The sequence below is a fragment of the Gordonia caeni genome, assembly GCF_039537105.1.
Classification (GTDB): Bacteria; Actinomycetota; Actinomycetes; order Mycobacteriales; family Mycobacteriaceae; genus Gordonia; species Gordonia caeni.
Genome location: NZ_BAAAZW010000003.1, coordinates 349,074 through 369,167, shown reverse-complemented (window position 1 = coordinate 369,167; position 20,094 = coordinate 349,074). Strand labels below are relative to the sequence as shown.

Below are 20,094 nucleotides of genomic sequence, written 5' to 3'. Positions count from 1 at the left end.
GCTTACAGGCCCAGGTCGCGCAGCACGGCGACCGCGGTGTCGGCCGGGGAGCCGTCCGCCGGGGTCACCACGATGTCCGGTCCGGCGGGCCGCTCGTAGGGCGAGTCGATACCGGTGAACTGGCTGATCTCGCCGGCGCGAGCCTTGGCGTAGAGCCCCTTCGGATCGCGGGCTTCGCACTCGTCCAGCGGAGTGTCCAGGAACACCTCGTAGAACGGCAGGTCCTGGGCCTCGTGGATCTCCCGGGCCCGCTGCCGCTCGTCGGCGAACGGGCTGATCAGCGAGACCAGCACCACCGCCCCCGAATCGGCGAACAGGGCCGCGACTTCGGCGGTGCGCCTGATGTTCTCGCGCCGGTCGTCGTCGCTGAAGCCCAGGTCCGAGTTCACGCCGTGCCGGAGGTTGTCCCCGTCGAGCAGATACGCCGGGCGCCCCTCGGCCACCAGGCGGCGCTCCAGCTCGACGGCCAGCGACGACTTCCCCGAGCCCGAGAGCCCGGTCATCCAGACGGTGGCGCCGCGGTGCGCCCGCTGCTGCCGGGTCACCTTGGTGTCCTGCCAGACCACGTTGGTGTCGTGCGCGACCGGTCCGGTGATCATGCCCGCGGCGACCGTCGCGTTGGTCCCCTCGTCGATCAGGATGAAGCTGCCGGTCTCGCGGTTGCGGCGGTAGTCGTCGAACAGCAGCGGCTGCTGGGCGTGCAGGGTGACCCGACCGATCTCGTTGAGCCGCAGGGAATCCGCCTCTTCGTCCCGGTGCAGCGTGTTCACGTCGAGGCGGTAGTTCAGGCCCGAGACGCGCGCCCGCGACTGCCGGGTCCCACAGTTGATCAGGTACGACGATCCCGGCGTCAGCGTGCTGCTCTCGGAGAACCAGCAGACCATCGCGTCGAGGTCGCGGTCGATGTGCGGCCGGTTGTTCGGCCGCACGATCATGTCGCCGCGCACGATGTCGATCTCGTCGGCGAGCTCCATCGACACCGCCATCGGCGCGAAGGCCTCGGTGAGTTCGGCGCCCCCCGGGCCCCACAGCTTCGCGATGGTCGTGCCGAAACCGCCCGGCAGCACCACCACCTTGTCCCCGACGGCGAAGACGCCGCCGCCGACGGTGCCCGCGTAGGAGCGGTGGTCGTAGCCGTCGCTGCGCTGCGGCCGGATCACGTACTGGACGCCGAACCGGGCGTCGATCAGGTTGCGGTCGGAGGCGATGTAGACGTTCTCGAGGTGACCGAGGAGCGGCCTGCCGTCGTACCAGCTCATCTCCTCGCTGTTGTCGACGACGTTGTCCCCGCGGAGGGCCGAGAGCGGGATGAAGGTCAGGTCGGTGACGTTGAGTTTGGCCGCGAAGGCGACGAACTCGTCGCGGATCTCCTCGAAGCGCTCCTGCGAATAGCCGACCAGATCCATCTTGTTGACGCAGACGGTCAGGTGCGGGATGCCCAGCAGCGACGACAGGAAGGCGTGCCGACGGGTCTGCTCCAGCACCCCCTTGCGGGCATCGATCAGGATGATCGCCAGGTCTGCGGTGGACGCGCCGGTCACCATGTTGCGCGTGTACTGCACGTGCCCCGGCGAGTCCGCGATGATGAACTTGCGCTCCGGGGTGGAGAAGTAGCGATAGGCGACATCGATGGTGATGCCCTGCTCGCGCTCAGCGCGCAGGCCGTCGGTCAGCAGCGACAGATCGGCGAACTCGTCGCCGCGGCCCGCACTGGTGCGCTCGATGGCCTCGAGCTGGTCGGCGAAGATCGCCTTCGAGTCGAACAGCAACCGGCCGATCAGGGTGGACTTGCCGTCGTCGACGCTGCCTGCCGTCGCAATGCGCAGAAGTTCGCCCGCCATCAGAAGTAGCCCTCTTTCTTGCGATCTTCCATGCCGGCCTCGGAGATCCGGTCGTCGGCGCGGGTCGCGCCGCGTTCGGTGACGCGCGTGGCCGCGACCTCCTCGATCACCTTCGCCGGGGTGTCGGCGTCGCTCTCCACGCAGCCGGTGCACGTGGCGTCGCCGACGGTGCGGAAGCGGACCCGCTCCACGTGGCCGATCTCGTCCGGGCCGATTTCGAGGAACCTGGTCTTGGCCAGCAGCATGCCGTCCCGCGGCACCACCTCGCGCTCGTGCGCGTAGTAGATCGACGGCAGGTCGATGCCCTCGGCGTCGATGTACCGCCAGATGTCCAGCTCGGTCCAGTTGCTCAGCGGGAAGACCCGGATGTGCTCACCGCGGTGGTGCCGGCCGTTGTACAGATTCCACAGCTCGGGCCGCTGGTTGCGCGGGTCCCAGGCGCCGAAGGAGTCGCGGAAACTGAACACGCGCTCCTTGGCGCGAGCCTTCTCCTCGTCGCGCCTTGCCCCGCCGAAGACGGCATCGAAGCGGTTCTCGGTGATCCCCCGCAGGAGCGCGGCGGTCTGCAGCCGGTTCCGCGAGGCCCCGACGCCGGTCTGCTCCACCACGCGGCCGGCGTCGATGTCGTCCTGCACGCTGGAGACCAGCAGCCGCACCCCGGACTCGGCGACCACGCGATCGCGATACTCGATCACCTCGTCGAAGTTGTGCCCGGTGTCGACGTGCATCAGCGGGAACGGCACGGGTGCCGGCCAGAAAGCCTTCCGGGCCAGGTGGAACATCACCACCGAGTCCTTGCCGCCAGAGAAGAGCATGCCGGGGCGCTCGAACGTGGCCGCCACCTCCCGGAAGATGTGGACGGACTCGGCTTCCAGCGCGCCGAGGTCTGACAACTCGTAGCCGTGGCCGTCCATCGGTCTCCTCACCGCTCCGAACGCGGAACGTCGTGCCGTCTGCCCTTTGGGCTCCGAGCCTAAGCCATTCCCTGGGAAGCACTTTGCCAGGGCGCGCGCCGTCCCCGGGAAGAAATTCTGCGGACGCACCAATCCGCGGCCGGTTCCCGCACGAAGCACACGCATACGGCCGACAAAGGAGGACCATGTGAGCACGCTCGACCTCACTGACCGCATCGACGTTCCCGGGGCGCTGCCCCTGACCGCGGCGCAACGCGGCATCTACTACGCCCAGCAGATCGACCCCGACGTGCCGATGTCGGTGGCCGCCTACGTCGAGTTCCACGGCGACGTCGACGCCGCGCGGCTCGACCGGGCGGTCGCCGAGACCACCGTCGAGTCGGAGTCCGGGCTGCTGCGGCTCGTCGAGCAGGACGACGACGAGCCGGCGACGTTCGTCGACACCGACCGGACGATCAGCCTGCGCCGCCGGGACTTCAGCGCCCACCCCGACCCGCGGGCGGCCGCTCTGGCGTGGATCGACCAGCACCGCTCGCAGGGCACCGACCTGTTCGCCGACGACCTGCTGCAGACCTACCTGCTGACCCTGGGACCCGAGCACAGCATCTGGTACTGCTGGGGCCACCACCTGAGCTTCGACGGCTACGCCGCGATGTACATGATGCTGCGGGTGGCCCAGCGCTACACCGCGGCCGGCGGCAGCCCCCTGCCGGACGCGGACGTCGCATCGATGGCGCAGATCAGTGAGATCGACGCCGCCTACCGATCCTCCGACCGCTTCGGCGCCGATCGCGATCACTGGGCCCACCGCCTCGGCGAGGAGCCCGCCGACCTGCCCGCCACCTCGTTCTCGACGCGCGCCGAGGCCGCCGCTCCGCTGGCCACTGTCGTTTCCGCCGCACTCGACGAGCAGCTGGTGGCCCGTGTCCGCGAGCTCGCCGGCGAGCTCGATGTACGCCCGGCCTCGGTCATCACGGCCGCGGTCGCGCTGTATCTGGCGCGCTGGAACGACGCCGACGAGGCCATGGTGAGCCTCCCGGTGGCGGTCCGCGACACCGATCTGCTCCGCACCTCCGCCGGACTCACCTCGAATGTGGTGCCGATCCTGAGCGGCCTCGTCGACGGCGATGCTTCGAGCGGCGGCGCCCGCCGGATCGGGGATTACATCCGGGCGGTGAACTCGGAGATCAAGGAAGCCGTGCGCCACCAGCGGTTCCGCCACGAGGACATCACCGCCGACGTGCTCGGCCAGTCCGGCGGACGTCGCGGCTTCTTCGGGCCGATGGTCAACGTGATGCTTTTCTTCTCGCACATCGACTTCGGCGATCTGCGCGGGGAACTGTCCATCTTGTCCACCGGACCGGTCGAGGATTCCTCGGTCAACGTCTACGACACGATGTTCGGCGGCATGCGGCTCGACCTCGAGGCCAATCCGCACATCTACGACCACGACCAGGTCCGCACCCACCACGCGCGGTTGGTCGACTTCCTCACCCGGTTCGTCGACGCCTCCGTGGACGGGCCGGTCGGCGCGGTGACCCTGCCGACATCTGCCGAGTGCCGCCGCCTCGAGGTGCAGAGCGCCGGCCCCCGGGCCGATTACGGCGACGCCGGACTGGCCGAACTGCTCTCGGCGGCACGGCACCGTTTCGGCGACCGGGCCGCGCTCATCGATCCGGAAGGGTCGACGATGTCGTACGCGCAGCTGCACGATCGCGCCCGGGCGGCCGCTCGCGCGCTGGGTGAACGCGGTATCGGTGCCGAGTCCGTCGTCGGCGTGCTGCTGCCGCGCGGCCTCGATCAGCAGGTCGCTCTGCACGCCGTCGTGCACGCGGGCGCCGTCTTCCTGCCGCTGGCGGTCGACGAGCCGGCCGACCGCCGCCGGCACATCCTGGAGACCGCCGATCCGGACCTGGTGATCATCGCCGAGGGAGCCGAGCCGGTCCCGGGCGTGGCCACCGCGACCCTGGCCGACCTGCACACGCCCGGGCCGATGTCCCTGCCCGAGGTGCATCCGGACAACGGCTCGTACCTGCTGTTCACCTCCGGCTCGACGGGCCGCCCGAAGGGCGTGCTGGTCAGCGGCCGCGCACTGGTCAACCGGCTGCACTGGATGCAGGAGGCCTATCACCTCACCCCCGAAGACCGGGTGCTCCACAAGACGCCGGCCACGTTCGACGTGTCGGTGTGGGAGTACTTCTGGCCGCTGCTGACCGGCGCGGGCATCGTCGTCGCCGCCCCCGACGGGCACCGTGACCCGTGGTACCTGCGCCGGGTGATCGCCGACCATCGGGTCACCGCACTGCATTTCGTGCCGTCGATGCTCGCCGCGTTCTCCGAGGCGCTGCCGGCCGACGACGAGGTGCGCACCGCATTGCGCTCGCTGCGGCTGATCTTCACCAGCGGCGAGGCGCTCACCCCCGGGGTGGTCGCCGCGACCGCGGCGCGCTCGAGCGCCCCGATCCACAACCTGTACGGCCCCACCGAGGCCGCCATCGACGTCACCGCGCACGACCACTGCGCCGGCGATGCCGACGTGATCCCCATCGGCGCACCGGTCGCCAACACCGCGGCACACGTGCTGGACCGGCGACTGCGACCACTGCCGACTGGAGCGGTCGGCGAGCTGTACCTGGCGGGTGTGCAGTTGGCCCGCGGCTATCACCGGGCCCCGGGTCTGACCGCGGACCGGTTCGTGGCCAGCCCCTTCGCCGCCGGCGAGCGTCTCTACCGCACCGGCGATCTGGTCCGCCGCCGCCCCGGCGGCGAACTCGAATACCTCGGCCGCAGCGACTCGCAGGTCAAGATCCGCGGCCAGCGGGTGGAACTCGGCGAGATCGAGGCGGCGCTGGCCGCGCTCGACGGCGTCCGGGCCGCCGCGGTGGTGGCCCGCGACGACCTGCTGGCCGAGCCGGTACTGATCGGTTACGCGAGTGCGCCCGCCGACTCCGGCCGCGATCTGCGGGCCGAACTGGCCGCGACGCTGCCTGCGCACATGATCCCGGCGGAGGTGGTGGTCCGTGACGTGCTCCCCACCAGCGCCAATGGCAAACTCGACCGCCGCGCCCTGCCCGAGCCGGGGCTGAGCGGCGGCACCCGTCAGGCGGGCTTCGTCGCACCGCAGGGCGGCCTGGAGCAACTGGTGCACCGCACGCTCTGCGCCGTCCTGGGCCGCACCGAGGTCTCGATGTCCGACAACCTCTTCGACCTGGGCGGCACCTCGCTGTCGGCCACCCGGATCGCCGCGCGCGTGTCGGCGGCCACGGGAGTCTCCCTGGGCCTGCGGGCGGTCTTCGACGCCGACGACGTCGCCGCGATCGCAGCGGCGGCCCGCCGCCTCGGCGCCGGCGAGGCGGAGGTCGCAGTCGAGCGCCCCGTCCCACGTGCCGTCGTCGACGGTCCGATCGCCCTCTCGCCGGCTCAACATCGCCTGTGGCTGGCCGCGCGGCTGCGGCCCGAGTCGGCCGCGGACTACAACATCCCGTTCAGCGTCCGGCTCATCGGGAAACTCGACGCGCCCGCGCTCGTGGCCGCCCTGAACGACGTGGTGGGCCGTCACGAACCGCTGCGCACCACGGTCGACGACCGGGACGGCACCGGCTACCAGCACGTCCACCCCGCGCACGGCCGGCTGATCGACGTCGGGGTCCATGGCCCCGACGACGCGGTGGGCAGTGCCCGCGACTTTGCGGCCACCCCGTTCGACCTCGCCGTCGACCTTCCGATCCGGGCACGCATCGTCGCCCGCGGGGACGATGACCACACCCTCACCGTGGTGATCCACCATCTCGCGGCCGACGGCTGGTCGCTCGGTCCGCTGGCCGCCGATCTGGCCGCCGCCTACCGCGCGCGCCGGGCCGGGCACGCCCCGGACTGGCCCGCGCTCCCGGTCAGCTACCGGCAGGCCGGCGCCGATCAGCTGCAGTGGCTGGCCGACCCCGACTCGTCGGCGGCGGCGCAACTCGACTTCTGGGCGCAGACGCTGGCGGGGGCACCGGCCGGCACCGAACTGCCCTACGACCGCCCGCCCGGCGGCGACGGCGGTCGGTCCGGGGCGGTGGTGAGCACCTCCATCGATCGCACCACCGCCGATGCCCTGGCCGCGCTGGCCGAGCGCGAACACGTCACCGTGTTCATGGTGCTGCACGCCGCGGTGGCCGCGCTGCTGCGCACCATGTCCTCCACCGACGACGTCGTGGTCGGCACGCCGGTCTCCGGCCGCGGCGCCGACGAGCTGGATCCGCTCGTGGGCATGTTCGTCAACACGCTGGCCCTGCGCACCCGGGTGGCGAAGTCGTCGTCGTTCGCCGACCTGCTCGGGCACGTGCGCGAGACCGACCTGGCCGCATTCGACAACTCCGGGGTGCCCTTCGACCGGGTGGTGGCCGAGTTGAATCCGCCGCGCAGCAGCAGCGGCCAACCGTTCTTCGACGTGACCGTGGCCCACGAAGACGCCCAGCGGATCGAGCTCGACTTCGCCGGGCTGTCCGCCACGGCCGCCAAGCTGGAGATCGGGGCCGCGAAGTTCGATCTGGAGTTCACGTTCGCCGGCCGTACCGGCACCGACCGCGACGCCCGGCAACTGGACCTGTTCCTCAACTACGCGACCGAGCTCTTCGACGCCGAGACCGCGGCCGCACTCGCCGCCCGCTGCGCGCGCCTGCTGCAGACCGTCGCCGCCGACCCCGACCGGCTCCTCGGCGACATCAGTCTGCTCGATGCCACCGAGCGTCTGGAGCTGGTGCCCGCGGTCGGCGGCGGCGCCCGCCCCGTCGAACACCTCTGCCGGCTGCTGAGCGCGGCGGTGGCCGCCGAGCCGCACGGCGCGGCCGTTGTCGACGCCGCCGACGGCCGCGCGCTGACCTACACCGAACTCGACGAGAGCAGCACGCAGCTCGCACGCCTGCTGATCGACGCCGGCGCCGCCCCGGAGACCTATGTCGCGGTATCGCTGCCGCGCGGCATCGACTGGGTGATCGCGCTGTGGGCGGTCGCCAAATCCGGCGCCGCCTGGGTGCCGGTCGATCCGGGTTATCCGGCCGACCGGATCTCCTTCATGCTCGACGACTCCGGCGCCGCGATCCTGCTGACCGACCAGGCGTCCGTGGCCGGACTGCCCGCCGCCGAGTCGGCGACGACGCTGGTGCTCGACGACGAGGACACCGCCCGCGCGTGGTCCGCGGCGTCGAGGGCACCGCTGACCGACGCCGACCGACGCCTGCCGCTGGACGTGGACCAGCCCGCCTACCTGATCTACACCTCCGGCACCACCGGCCGGCCCAAGGGCGTGGTGGTCGGCCACCGCGGGCTGGCCGACTTCGCCGCCGAGCAGGTCGCGCGCCTGGACCTCACACCGCACAGCCGCACGCTGCACCTGGCATCGCCGAGCTTCGACGCCTCGGTGCTCGAGGTGATCATGGCCGTCGGCGCGGCGGCCACCATGCACGTGGCCCCCGCGGGCATCGTGGGCGGCCGCGAACTGGCCGAGCTGATGACGCAGGCGCAGATCAGCCATGCCTTCCTCACCCCGGCACTGCTGACGACGATGGAACCCGACCAGTTCCCGGCCTTGCGCACCCTGGTGATCGGCGGGGAGGCGCCCAACGCCGAGGCGGTGCGACGCTGGGCGGTCGGCCGTCGCCTGATCAACGCCTACGGCCCCACCGAGGCCACCGTGGTCGCGACCATGTCACCGCCGCTGGGTGCCGGCGCCGACCTGACCATCGGCCGTCCGATCCGCGGCGTCTGCGCGCTGGTGCTCGACGAGCGGCTCGCCCCGGTGGCCCCCGGGGTGGTCGGCGAGTTGTATCTGAGCGGCCCGCACCTGGCCCGCGGGTACCACGGCGTGCTCGCGCTGACCTCGTCGCGCTTCGTCGCCAACCCCTACGGCGAACCCGGCGAACGCATGTACCGCACCGGCGACCTGGTGCGCTGGCGCGCCGACCACACCCTGGAGTTCCGCGGCCGCGCCGACGACCAGATCAAGATTCGCGGTCACCGCATCGAACTCGGCGAGATCGACGCCGCGCTGGTCGCGGACCCGTCCGTGCGCGACGCCGTCACCGTGGTGCACGGGGCCGCCGACCTGGCGCGGCTGGTCGCCTACGTGACCACGCCGAACTCTCACCCTCTCGACGACGCCGCCCTCCAGCGGCTGCGCGACCGCCTGTCCGGCCGCCTGCCGCGGCACATGATCCCGTCGTCGATCGTCGGCCTCGACGCGCTGCCCACGACGCCGATCGGCAAGATCGACGTGCGCGCGCTCCCCGCGCCGGAGGCATCCGGCACCGCGCACGTGCCGCCGGCCGGCGACACCGAACGCGCGGTGGCCGACGAGGTGGCGGACCTGCTGGCCCTCGATCGAGGCACCATCGGCCGCGACGACGACTTCTTCGAGCTCGGCGGCGATTCGCTGCTGGCCACCCGGCTGGCCGGTGCCCTGGAGCACCGCTTCGGCACCGCACTCAGCGTGCGCTCGGTGTTCGACGACGCCCGGATCGCCGCGATCGCCCGGCTGATCGACGCGATCGATCACGCCGCACCCGGCGACCCCGCCGCGGCCCCGGTACCGCTGCGTCACGATCCGGGCGCGGCGCCCGAGCCCGGCGCCGCCCAGCAGCAGCTGTGGTTCCTCAATCGCCTGACCGGCGACGAGGACGCCGGGGCGTACCACATCACCTTCGGCCTGGACCTGGCCGGCGACCTCGACACCGGCGTGCTGATGGACGCGATCGGCTACGCCGTCGACCGGCACGAGCCGCTGCGGACCAGCTATCCCGAGCGCGACGGACGGCCCACCCTGGCGGTGCACTCCGGCGCGTTGCCGGGTGCCGGCGACCGGCCGGCGGTCGTCGCCGTCGACGAGTGGGAGGACGCGGCCCGCACGTTCGCCTCGGCACCGTTCGACCTCACCGTCGACCCGCCCATCCGGGTGGCGCTGCACCGCATCGACACCGGCGACGAGGGCGGCACCCACCACCGGCTGACGGTGGTGATCCACCACATCGCCGCCGACGGCGCCTCGATGGCTCCGCTGGCCCGCGACATCGCGGGCGCCTACGCGGACCTGCGCGCCGGCCGAGCCCCGCACCGCCCGCCGCTGCCGGTCACCTACCGCGACTACCTGCAGTGGCAGCAGGAGAATCTCGATCGCCCCGAGCCGGAGTCGGCGACCACCCGCCGCGAGCACCTGACGCACTGGTGGCGCGAACGCCTCGACGGCATCGGCCATGCCGCGATCCTGACCCCCGACCTCGACGACGACGAGGCCGCCGGCCGCAGCGCCGAAGTGGAGGTCCCGTTCGGTCCGGCCCTGCGTGCGGCACTGCGGTCGACGGCGGACGCGGCGTCGACCACCGAGTTCATGGCCGTGCACGCGGTGCTCGCCGCCACGCTGCATCGCCTGCACGGCGACCCGGCCGTGCACGTCGGCACCGGCGTGAGCGACCTGGTCATCGGCACCCCGGTGGCCGGCCGGCCGGATCCACGCCTGGCCGACCTGGTCGGCATGTTCGTCAACACCGTGCCGCTGCGCACCGGTGTCGACGGCCGGCAGCGGTTCGACGACCTGCTGCGATCGGTGCACGCGCACGACCTCGAGGCCCTCGCGCACGCCGAGCTCCCGTTCGAGGACATCGTGGCCGCGACGGCGCCCCCGCGCACCGGGCGTCCGCCGATCTTCGGTGTCGTGCTGACCGTCGAGGACTCCGCGACCCCCGCCGCCCTCGACGTCGACGGCGCGTCCGTGCAGCTTCTGGCGGTGCAGACCGGAGGCACCCGCTTCGACCTGGAGGTGCGGATCCGCGACGGCGTCGCCCGCTTCATCTACGACGCCGGACGCTACAGCCGCGCCCGCATGACCGATCTGGCCCGGCGGTTCGCTGCGCTCGCGCAAGCGATCGCCGACGATCCGGGACGCCCGATCGGCGACTACCCGCTGGTCGACGACCAGCCGGCAGGGGCCGCCGGGGGTGCGGCGGTCGCCGCCGAGGCGGCGGCCCCGCCTCGGCACCTCGCCGATCTGATCGACGACGCCGTCGCCGCCCGCCCGGAGGCCATCGCGATGTGCGATGCCGCTGCGGAGCTGACCTACGCCGAAGCCGGTCGGCGCGCCGACCGGTGGGCCGCGCAGTTGCGCCGTCGCGGCATGGGCGGCGACGACGTCGTGGCCGTCGCCGTCGAGCGGTCGATCGATTCGGTGCTCGCGGTATGGGCGGTCGCCAAGGCCGGCGCCGCCGCCCTGCCGATCGACACCCGCCATCCCCCGCAGCGCATCCGCCACATGCTCGACGATTCGGGCGCGCGGCTCGGGATCACCACCACGAACCTGCCCGCCGAAGCCGCCGGGGACGTCGTCTGGGTGACCCCCGACGACCTGTCGGCCGCACCCGAACCCCTCCCCACCGAATCCCTGCCCGAGCCGCCGGCCCGGCATCTCGACGGCTGCGCCTACCTCGTCTACACCTCCGGCACCACCGGTCCGCCGAAGGCCGTCGCCGTCACGCATCGCGGGCTCGCACCGTTCGCGGCCGAGCAGACGCGCCGGTACGGGGTGGACGCGCAGAGCCGGACGCTGCACTTCGCCTCGCCGAGCTTCGACGCGGCCATGCTGGAGTTGCTGCTCGCCATCGACGCGGCGGCGACCATGGTGATCGCTCCGCCGTCGATCTACGGCGGCGACGAGTTGACCGAGTTCCTGGCGGATCAGCAGGTGACGCACGCCTTCGTCACTCCCGCGGCGCTGGCCGCCGCCGCTCCGCGCGAGCTTCCCGTGCTCGTCTGCCTCGGCGTGGGCGGCGAGTCCTTCGGCCGGGAACTGGTGACGCGCTGGGGTGCCGGGCGGCGGTTCGTCAACTGCTACGGCCCCACCGAAACCACCATCGTGGCGACGATGGCCGACCTGCGCCCCGGCGACCCGATCACCATCGGTGCGCCCGTCGACGGCGCCGGTGCGCTGGTGCTCGACAGCCGACTGCGGCCGCTGCCGCCGCACGCCCCGGGTGACCTGTACCTGACCGGCCCGGGCCTGGCCCGCGGCTACTTCGGCCGCTCGGCGCAGACCGCGACCCGCTTCGTGGCCGACCCGGCCCGGCCGGGCGCACGGATGTACCGCACCGGCGACTTGGCTTCCGCCTCCACCGACGGCGTCCTGACCTATCACGGGCGCAGCGACCGCCAGGTCAAGGTGCGCGGCTTCCGCATCGAGCTCGACGAGATCGACTCGCTGCTGGCCGCGCACCCCGATGTGGCCGTCGCCGTGACCACCGTGGCGGGCGACGGCGACACGGCCCGCCTGGTCGCCTACGTGACGGCGGCCGGGCGCACACCGCCGGACGAGGCCGCGCTGCTCGCGGCTCTCGCGCAACGGCTCCCCCGGCCGGCGGTCCCGTCGTCGCTCACCGTCTTGGACACGATTCCGACCACCGTCAACGGCAAGATCGACCACGCCGCCCTGCCTGCGCCGCGGCAACCCGCGGCCGCACCGGAGCGCACGCCCGGCACCCCGGCCGAGCAGTTGGTCGCCGACCTGGTGGCGGACGCCCTCGGCCTGCCCACCGGCAGTATCGGCGCCGACGACGACTTCTTCGCCCTCGGCGGCACCTCGCTGCAGGCGACCGGGTTGGTCAGCCGGATCAACTCCGTTCACCGCGGCGAGCCGATCCGGGTGCGCGCGGTCTTCGACCATCCGAGTGTCGGGGCCCTCGCCGCCCTGCTCGACGTCGACGGGCCCGGTGCGGCAGTCGCCGCGGACGCACCGGCCGACCCCGGGCGTCCGGCGCAGTTCCCGCTCGCGCCGATGCAGCGCCGTCTGTGGGCGCTGCACCGCGCGGACCCCGATTCGGTGGAGTACGCGATGCCGTTCGTCTTGCGTCTGCACGGCGTCTTGCACGCCGACGTGCTGCGCGCGGCGCTCGCCGACGTCGCGGCCCGGCACAGCGCGCTGCGCACCGTCTACGCGGATCTGCCCGACGGGCCGATCGGCACCATCATCGACTCCGGCGCAGCCCCGGAACTCCCCGTCGTCCGCGACCGGTCCCCCGAGGAAATCGCGGCCGAGCTGACCGGCCGCCCCTTCGACCTGACCCGAGAGCCGCCGTTGCGGGCGGCGCTCGTGCTCGACGACGAACGGTCCGCGGCCCTGGTCCTGGTCTTGCACCACATCGCCGTCGACGGCGCGTCGCTGCCGATCGTCGTCGGCGATCTGATCGAGGCCTACCGCACCCGCGTGGGCGGCGGGGGCGTCGCGTCCGCCGAGGCCGCGGTCCCGGACTATCGCGACTACGCGCTCGCCCAGAACCGCACGGCCGGCGGCGAGTCCCTCGACTACTGGGCGTCGGTCCTGTCCGGCGCCCCTGCCGAATCGAGCGTCCCCGCCGATCCCGCGCAGGCCGGCGCGTCCGGAGGCGGCACCGTGACCCTGCCCGTCGAACCCGACCTGCGCGTGGCGCTCGCCGAGTTCGCCCGTGAGCACTCCACCTCCGCATTCTCGGTGCTGCACGCTTCCTTGATTCTGCTGCTGCATCGGCTCGGGGCCGGCGAGGACCTGGTGATCGGCACCCCGGTGGACACGCGCGGCACCGCCGCGGGCGACTATCGCGGCGCGGTCGGCATGTTCGTCAACACCGTCGCCCTGCGCACCGCGGTGCGGCCGGCCGACTCGGTGCAGGCCCTGATCGATGCGGTGCGCACCGGCGATCTGGACGCCTGGGACCGGATCGACGCCCCGTTCGACGACGTGGTGTCCGCGGTCAATCCGCCGCGACTGCCCGGCCGCTCCCCGCTGTTCCAGGTGGCGTTGTCGGTGCACGAGTTCGGCGACGGTCTCGCCGGCGTCCGCCTCCCGGTGACCGACCACCTGCAGTGCGAGGTGATCGACGTGCCGTCCCCGGCCGCCAAGTTCGACCTGCAGTTCACGGCGACCGGCATCAGCGCCCACCACGCCGACGAGGCGGCGCTGTCGGTGGCCTTCGCGCGCAACCGCTACAGCGAACCGCAGGCGCGTGAGCTCGGCATCCGGCTGCTGCGCACCCTGCGCGCGATGCTCGCCGACCCGCAGCGGGTGGTCGGCGACCTGCCGATCACCGGTCCGCTGGAGGTCGCGGCCCTCTCCCCCGTGCGGGGCCGCCCTGCCGCCGCGCCGCGCACCTATGCCGAACTGCTCGACGCCGCCGCCGCGCGCAATCCCGAGGGCATCGCCGTCACCTCCGAGCGGCCCGACGGGGCGACGGTGACGCTGACCTACCGCGAACTCGCCGAGCGCGCCGACCGCCTGGCCCGCCTGCTGCTGGCCGAAGGCGCGGCCGACACTCCCGAAGCCGCGGTGGCCGTGGCACTGCCGCGGTCGATCGACGCGGTGATCGCGATCTGGGCGATCGTCCGCACCGGGGCGGCCTACGTGCCGGTCGATCCCACCTATCCGGCAGACCGGATCGCGCACATGCTCGCCGACTCCGGCGCGTCTCTGGTGGTGACCAGCACGGCAGCGGCGCCGAACCTGCCCGGGACGGCCCGGCCGCTGCTGCTCGACGAGCCCGCCGTGTCCCGGCGCCTGGCGGGGTTGCCGGGCACCGCGCTGACCGATGAGGAACTGCCGCGCCGGATCGACGTCGACCAGCTCGCGTACGTCATCTACACCTCCGGTTCCACCGGCGCGCCCAAGGGGGTGCTGGTGCCGCACCGTGGACTGGCGGCGGTGTACGACGAGCTCGCCGACGCGATGGCGCCCGGACCGGATTCGCGGGTGCTGCACTTCGCGTCGCCGAGTTTCGACGCCTCGGTGCTGGAGTTCCTGCTGGCGGCGGCCGGCGGTTCGACGCTGGTGATCGCACCGACAGACGTCTACGGCGGCGCCGACCTGGCCGGCTTCCTGCAACGCCGCGGCGTGACGCACGCCTTCATCACCCCGGCGGCGGTGGCCAGCATGGCTCCGGAGGACGTCATCTCGCTGACCACGCTGGCGGTCGGCGGCGAGGCGGTGACCGGCGACCTGGTGCGCACCTGGGCGCCCGGTCGCACCCTGCTCAACGTCTACGGCCCCACCGAGACCACGGTCATCACCACCGAGTCCGGGGCGCTGCGGCCCGACGGCCCGGTCACCATCGGGCGACCCGGGAACGGGGTGAGCGCCCTGGTACTCGACAGCCGCCTGCATCCGGTGCCCAGCGGTGTCGCCGGTGAGCTGTATCTGCTCGGCGGCCAACTGACCCGCGGCTACCACCGCCGGCCCGAGCTGACCGCCGCCCGGTACGTCGCCGCCCCGAGCATTCTGGGGCCCGATTTCGAGGGTCAGCGGATGTACCGCACCGGCGACGTGGTGCGGTGGACGCACGACGAGCAGCTAGAGTACGTGGGCCGCGCCGACGACCAGATCCAGGTGCGCGGCTTCCGCGTGGAGCTCGGCGAGATCGACGACGTGCTGTCGAGCGCACCGGGGGTCCGCGCGGCGGTGACCGTCGCCGACGCCTCACCGGGGTCGACGGTGCTGCACAGCTACCTCACGCTGACCGACCCGGCCGGCGAGTTCGATCCCACGGCCGCTCGCCGCTGGGCCGCTCGCACGCTGCCCCGGCACATGGTGCCGGCCACGATCACCGTGCTGGACTCGCTGCCGTTGACACCGGTCGGCAAGGTCGACCGGAAGGCGCTCGGCACACCGGCGGCTGCGGCACCGGCGAGCAGAACTTCTGCGTCCACAGCCGGTGCCGACGCGCTCACCCGGCGGGTCGTCGCCGTGTATTCCGAGGTCCTCGGCATCGACCAGGTGTCCCCCGACGACGACTTCTTCGACGTCGGCGGCAACTCGCTGCTCGGCACGACGGTGGTCACCCGCCTGCGGGAGGACGGCCACCAGATCTCCGTGGCCGACCTGTTCGCCGCCCCCTCGGCGGCCGAGCTCGCCGCGACCCTGGCGCCCGCGTCGGCGGGGCAGCGCACCCACGACGGCGTGCACCCCGCACTGGCGCCGCTGCTGACCCTGCGCCGCGGTGCACCCGGCAGCGAGCTCGCGCCGTTGTTCGTCGTCCATCCGGCGCTCGGCCTGTCGTGGAGCTTCACGACCCTGCTCGGGCACGTCCACGACGGCCGCGCGGTGTACGGGCTGCAGAACCCGGCGCTCTCCGGCGCCGCGCCGGCCGCCGGGATCGGCGAGTTGGCGGCCGACTACGTGCGGCGTATCCGCGAGGTGGCGCCGCACGGGCCGTACCGGCTGCTGGGCTGGTCGCTCGGCGGGCTGATCGCACAGGAGGCCGCAGTGATCCTGCAGCGCGCCGGGGAGACCGTGGAGCGGCTGATCCTGCTCGACTCGTACGTTCTCGCCGGCCGTCCGGAGCTCGCGCGCCCGGAGTCGTTGCGAGACCTGCTCGGTGAGTTCGGTGTCGACGCGTCGCAGGTTCCGGAAGAGCCCGACCCGGACACGGTCGCCGAGCTGTTGCGCGCGCACGGCGGACCACTCGCGGATCTGTCCGCCGACCAGCTCGGCGCCGTCGAGGCGGCGTTCACCTCGGCGGCCCCGCTCGCCGCGCAGTGGCTGCCCCGCGTCTTCGTCGGCGGTGCCCAGTTCGTCACCGCCACCGCCGGCGGCCCGCAGGTCGCGGCCCGCGACACCTGGGCGGGCCGCTTCACCGGCGAACTGAGCGACGTGCGCGTCGACTGCCCGCACGCACAGATGCTGCTGCCCGAGAACGTCGCCCACTACGGCCACGTCGTGGAAGGGCGCCCGGTGACCATCTGGCGCTCGGCGCGGCGCGGCACCACCCACCGAAAGGAATCGCAATGAGCACCAACCCGTTCGACGACGCCGAAGGAACCTTCCTCGTGTTGATCAACGACCAGAACCAGCACTCGCTGTGGCCGGAGTTCGCGCCGGTGCCGCGCGGCTGGACCGCCGTCTTCGGCCCCTCCGGTCGCGCGCCGTGCCTCGACTTCGTCGAGCAGCACTGGACGGACATGCGCCCGGCCGGCCTGATCGCCGCCATGGACGGTGCACAGGTGCGCTCGGCCGGGGCGACCACCGCAACCGAAGGAGGCGGTCGTGGGCCGACACCGCAACACTGATCTGGACGAGACGATCGCACTCGACACCGTCGACACGGACCTCGACACCGCCTGTGTTGAGGTGCCCGCCGAACGTGCCGCGCTGGAGTTGCGCGGCGTGTGCAAGACCTTCCCTTCCGGCCTGTTCGGCCGCGGGCCCGGTCACGTCGCCGTCGACGGCCTCGACCTGCGGGTGCCCGCCGGTTCCGTGCACGCGGTCCTCGGCCCGAACGGCGCCGGCAAGACCACGACCGTCTCGATGGTCGCCACCCTGCTCGCTCCCGACGAGGGCACGATCACCGTCGACGGCGTCGACGCGCGCGCCGACCCCGCACGGGTCCGGCGCCGCATCGGCGTCTCCGGCCAGTACGCCGCCGTCGACGGCACGCTGACCGGTTTCGAGAACCTGCGGCTGGTGGGGCAGCTCTATCAGATGTCCCGGAAGGAGGCGTCCCGGCGGGCCCGGGAGCTGATCGAGCAGCTCGGCCTCACCGCCGCCGCGGACCGCCCGATGCAAACCTATTCCGGCGGTATGCGCCGGCGCCTGGACCTGGCCGGCGCGGTGATCAATCGCCCGCGACTGGTGATCCTCGACGAACCCACCACCGGGCTCGATCCGCGCGGCCGCAGGCAGATCTGGGACGTCATCACCGAGCTGGTCGATTCGGGCACCACCATCCTGCTCACCACTCAATACCTGGAAGAGGCCGACGAGCTCGCCGACGAGATCACCGTGATCGACGGCGGAAAGGTCTGCGCCCGCGGCACGCCCGAAGCACTCAAACGCGAGCTCGGTACGGCCGTCCTCACCCTCGAGGTCGCCGCGCAGTCCACCGACCGGGCCGGCGACGTACTACTCACCCTCGGCGCGATCGGCACGGGGCGACCGGAGCAGACCGGGGCCACCGGGTTCCGGGTTCCGGTCGGGGACGGCACCCGCAGCGCGGTGTCGGCGGTGCAGGCCCTCGCGGCGTGCCGCGTCGACGTGGTCGATGCCGCCGTCGACGCGCCCACCCTCGACACCGTGTTCCTCGCCCTCACCGACGGCCTCGCGATCGGGTCGCCCGACCGTGGAGAGACCCGATGATGTTCGCCGACACCGCCGTGCTGGTGGAGCGCAATCTGATCACCGTCCGCCGCATCCCGACCCTGCTGCTGAGCGCCACCGTGCAGCCGTTGATGTTCGTGTTCCTGTTCGCCTACGTCTTCGGCGCCACGCTCGGCGGCGGCCCGTACCGCGAGTTCCTGATGGCCGGAATCTTCGCCCAGACCATGCTGTTCAACTCCGCGTTCACCACGGTCGGACTGGCCGGCGACATGTCCGGCGGAATCGTCGGCAGGCTGCGCTCGCTGCCGATGTCGCGGCTGGCGGTGATCACCGGTCGCGTGTGCTCGGACATGGTCCTGGGCGTCGTCGGCCTCGCGGTGATGGTGGGGTGCGGCTTGATCATCGGCTGGCGCGTGCGGGGCGACCCCGTCGACGCCGCTGCGGCGTTCGGCCTGTTGCTGCTGTTCGCGTTCGCGATGGCGTGGGTGGGCGCGGTGATGGGTTTGGCCGCCCGCAACGTCGAGGTGGCCCAGAGCATCGGTTTCCTGTGGATGTTCCCGGTCACCTTCCTGTCCAGTGCCTTCATCTCGGCGGCGAGTCTGCCCGGACCGTTGCGCCCGATCGCCGAATGGAATCCGGTCACGGCGGTGGCGACGGCCTGCCGGGCGCGCTTCGGCAACGCCGCACCGGACGACTTCCCGGTGCCGACGGGATGGCCGGCGGAGCACGCGTTCGGCTATGCGCTGACCTGGTGTGTAGCGATTACGCTGGTGTGCGTGCCACTGTCGATGCTGTTGTATCGACGCTCCACGCGTCGGTGAGTCAGAGCAGAACGGCGAGAGATGAAGGTGTGTGACGCTATGCCGGAACACCGTTGTCCCGACGATCGAGCCCATCGATGACCCGGTCGCAGGAACCCGACTTGACGGGCTTGCTGAGCGCCGCCGCCGACGGCGACCGCGAGGCTTTCACCGCCCTCTACGACCTGACCAGCGCCCGCGTGTACGGTCTCGCGCTCCGCATCCTGGCCGACCGCAGTCACGCCGAGGAAGTGGTGCAGGAGTCGTACCTGCAGTGCTGGCAGCAGGCCGACCGGTTCGATGCCCGCCGGGGCACCGCCCTCGGCTGGATGATGACCATCACCCATCGCCGCGCGGTCGACCGGGTCCGCGCCGAGCGGTTGCACCGCCGCCGCAGCGCCGAGTATGCGAGTGCCGGAGCCGCCGTGCCCGAGCCGCCGGTCGGTGAAGACGTCGAGCGTCGCGATGAGGCGGTGACCCTGCGGCAATGCTTGGGCCTGCTCACCGCCCTGCAACGCAGCACCATAGAAATGTCGTACTTCGGAGGCATGTCCTATCCCGAAGTGGCCGAACACACCGACACTCCGCTGCCCACCATCAAGTCGCGTATCCGGGACGGGCTGCGCCGTCTGCGACGGTGCGTTTCGGAAGGAGCATCATGACCACTCCCGAACCCGGTCGGCTGCGCGAGGACCTGGACCTGTTCGCCGTCGACGCTCTGCCGCCCGGCGAGCACGCCCGGTTCGCCGCCGAACTCGCACGCCTGCCCGCCGCGCAACGCGCCGAGTTCGAGGCGCAGATCGCCGAGATGCAGGCGGTGATGGCGGAGTACGCCGCGCGCTACTCCGACCGCGCACCCGAGGAACTGCGGCAGCGGGTGCTCGCCGATCACGCCGCCGCGCACCCGTCGGACCGGGAAGCCGGCGATGCGCCGCCCGTCGCCCGGATCGATCGAACACGACGCCGCCGAGGGCGGGCGGCGATCGCCGTCGCCGCCGCAGCCGTCGTCGTCGGGGTCGCGATGGGCGCCGGGGTCCTCATCGGGCGCGCCAGCGCACCGCGACCGCCTGCCGACGCCGTCGTCGAAGCGGCCGGCGCCGTGTTCACCGCTCCGGATGCGCAACTGGCGAGCAGCGCACTGGCCGACGGTCGCGGCATCCTGACGGTCGTCAGTTCGCAAGAGCGTGATCAGGCCGTCGTCACGCTGGGCGGCGTGGCCAACCCGGTGCCCGCGGACCGGGTGCTGCAGTTGTGGAAGCTCGACGGCGGCTCCACGCCCGTTTCGGCGGGCCTGTTCAGCGCGCCCGGCGGCGCCCCCGTCGTCGTCGACGATCTCGCTGCCGTCGCGGCGCTGGCGGTGACCCTGGAGCCCAGCGGCGGTTCGGCTGCTCCCACCACCCCGATTCTCACGGAACTGGCCCTCTGACGCCGACGCGGATTGCCGACCGGCGGAAACACGG

8 protein-coding genes are annotated in these 20,094 nt (G+C 72.5%); 6 read left to right on the top strand and 2 right to left on the bottom strand.

Annotated features, from left to right (window positions below; translation table 11 throughout):
- Positions 1-2 precede the first annotated feature (2 nt).
- Complete coding sequence (gene cysC / locus ABD732_RS06810; protein ID WP_344781920.1) at positions 3-1,841, bottom strand: adenylyl-sulfate kinase; 1,839 nt, start codon at positions 1,839-1,841, stop codon at positions 3-5.
- Positions 1,841-2,755, bottom strand: a complete 915-nt coding sequence (cysD, locus tag ABD732_RS06805) for a sulfate adenylyltransferase subunit CysD (RefSeq protein WP_344781918.1) — start codon at positions 2,753-2,755, stop codon at positions 1,841-1,843. Before cysD ends, cysC begins: the two co-directional genes overlap by 1 nt.
- 187 nt (positions 2,756-2,942) lie before the next feature.
- Between cysD and ABD732_RS06800 the strand changes: the two genes are divergently transcribed.
- The 6 genes from ABD732_RS06800 to ABD732_RS06775 all read left to right on the top strand — a co-directional run bounded on the left by ABD732_RS06800 (position 2,943) and on the right by ABD732_RS06775 (position 20,060).
- A complete protein-coding gene (locus ABD732_RS06800) occupies positions 2,943-16,529 on the top strand; it encodes a non-ribosomal peptide synthetase (RefSeq protein WP_344781916.1) in 13,587 nt (4,528 codons plus the stop codon).
- Positions 16,526-16,807 (top strand): MbtH family protein, encoded by a 282-nt coding sequence (locus tag ABD732_RS06795; RefSeq protein WP_344781914.1) that lies wholly within the window; start codon positions 16,526-16,528, stop codon positions 16,805-16,807. The genes ABD732_RS06800 and ABD732_RS06795 overlap by 4 nt, the downstream gene beginning before the upstream one ends.
- Positions 16,785-17,873 carry an ATP-binding cassette domain-containing protein gene (locus ABD732_RS06790; protein ID WP_425552996.1) on the top strand — a complete coding sequence of 363 codons (1,089 nt, stop codon included), beginning with the start codon at positions 16,785-16,787 and terminating at the stop codon, positions 17,871-17,873. The genes ABD732_RS06795 and ABD732_RS06790 overlap by 23 nt, the downstream gene beginning before the upstream one ends.
- Positions 17,873-18,655 carry an ABC transporter permease gene (locus ABD732_RS06785; protein WP_344782030.1) on the top strand — a complete coding sequence of 261 codons (783 nt, stop codon included), beginning with the start codon at positions 17,873-17,875 and terminating at the stop codon, positions 18,653-18,655. The genes ABD732_RS06790 and ABD732_RS06785 overlap by 1 nt, the downstream gene beginning before the upstream one ends.
- A 77-nt stretch (positions 18,656-18,732) precedes the next feature.
- Positions 18,733-19,296, top strand: a complete 564-nt coding sequence (locus ABD732_RS06780) for a sigma-70 family RNA polymerase sigma factor (RefSeq protein ID WP_344781912.1) — start codon at positions 18,733-18,735, stop codon at positions 19,294-19,296.
- Positions 19,293-20,060: an anti-sigma factor gene (locus ABD732_RS06775; RefSeq protein WP_344781910.1), complete on the top strand. Its 768-nt coding sequence runs from the start codon at positions 19,293-19,295 to the stop codon at positions 20,058-20,060. Before ABD732_RS06780 ends, ABD732_RS06775 begins: the two co-directional genes overlap by 4 nt.
- Positions 20,061-20,094 lie beyond the last annotated feature (34 nt).

Bases quoted from the DNA above. Each gene is read 5' to 3' on its own strand.
- ABD732_RS06775 (WP_344781910.1), top strand. From the start codon at position 19,293: ATGACCACTCCCGAACCCGGTCGGCTGCGCGAGGACCTGGACCTGTTC.
- ABD732_RS06785 (WP_344782030.1), top strand. From the start codon at position 17,873: ATGTTCGCCGACACCGCCGTGCTGGTGGAGCGCAATCTGATCACCGTC.
- ABD732_RS06795 (WP_344781914.1), top strand. From the start codon at position 16,526: ATGAGCACCAACCCGTTCGACGACGCCGAAGGAACCTTCCTCGTGTTG.
- cysD (WP_344781918.1), bottom strand. From the start codon at position 2,755: ATGGACGGCCACGGCTACGAGTTGTCAGACCTCGGCGCGCTGGAAGCC.
- cysC (WP_344781920.1), bottom strand. From the start codon at position 1,841: ATGGCGGGCGAACTTCTGCGCATTGCGACGGCAGGCAGCGTCGACGAC.
- ABD732_RS06780 (WP_344781912.1), top strand. From the start codon at position 18,733: ATGACCCGGTCGCAGGAACCCGACTTGACGGGCTTGCTGAGCGCCGCC.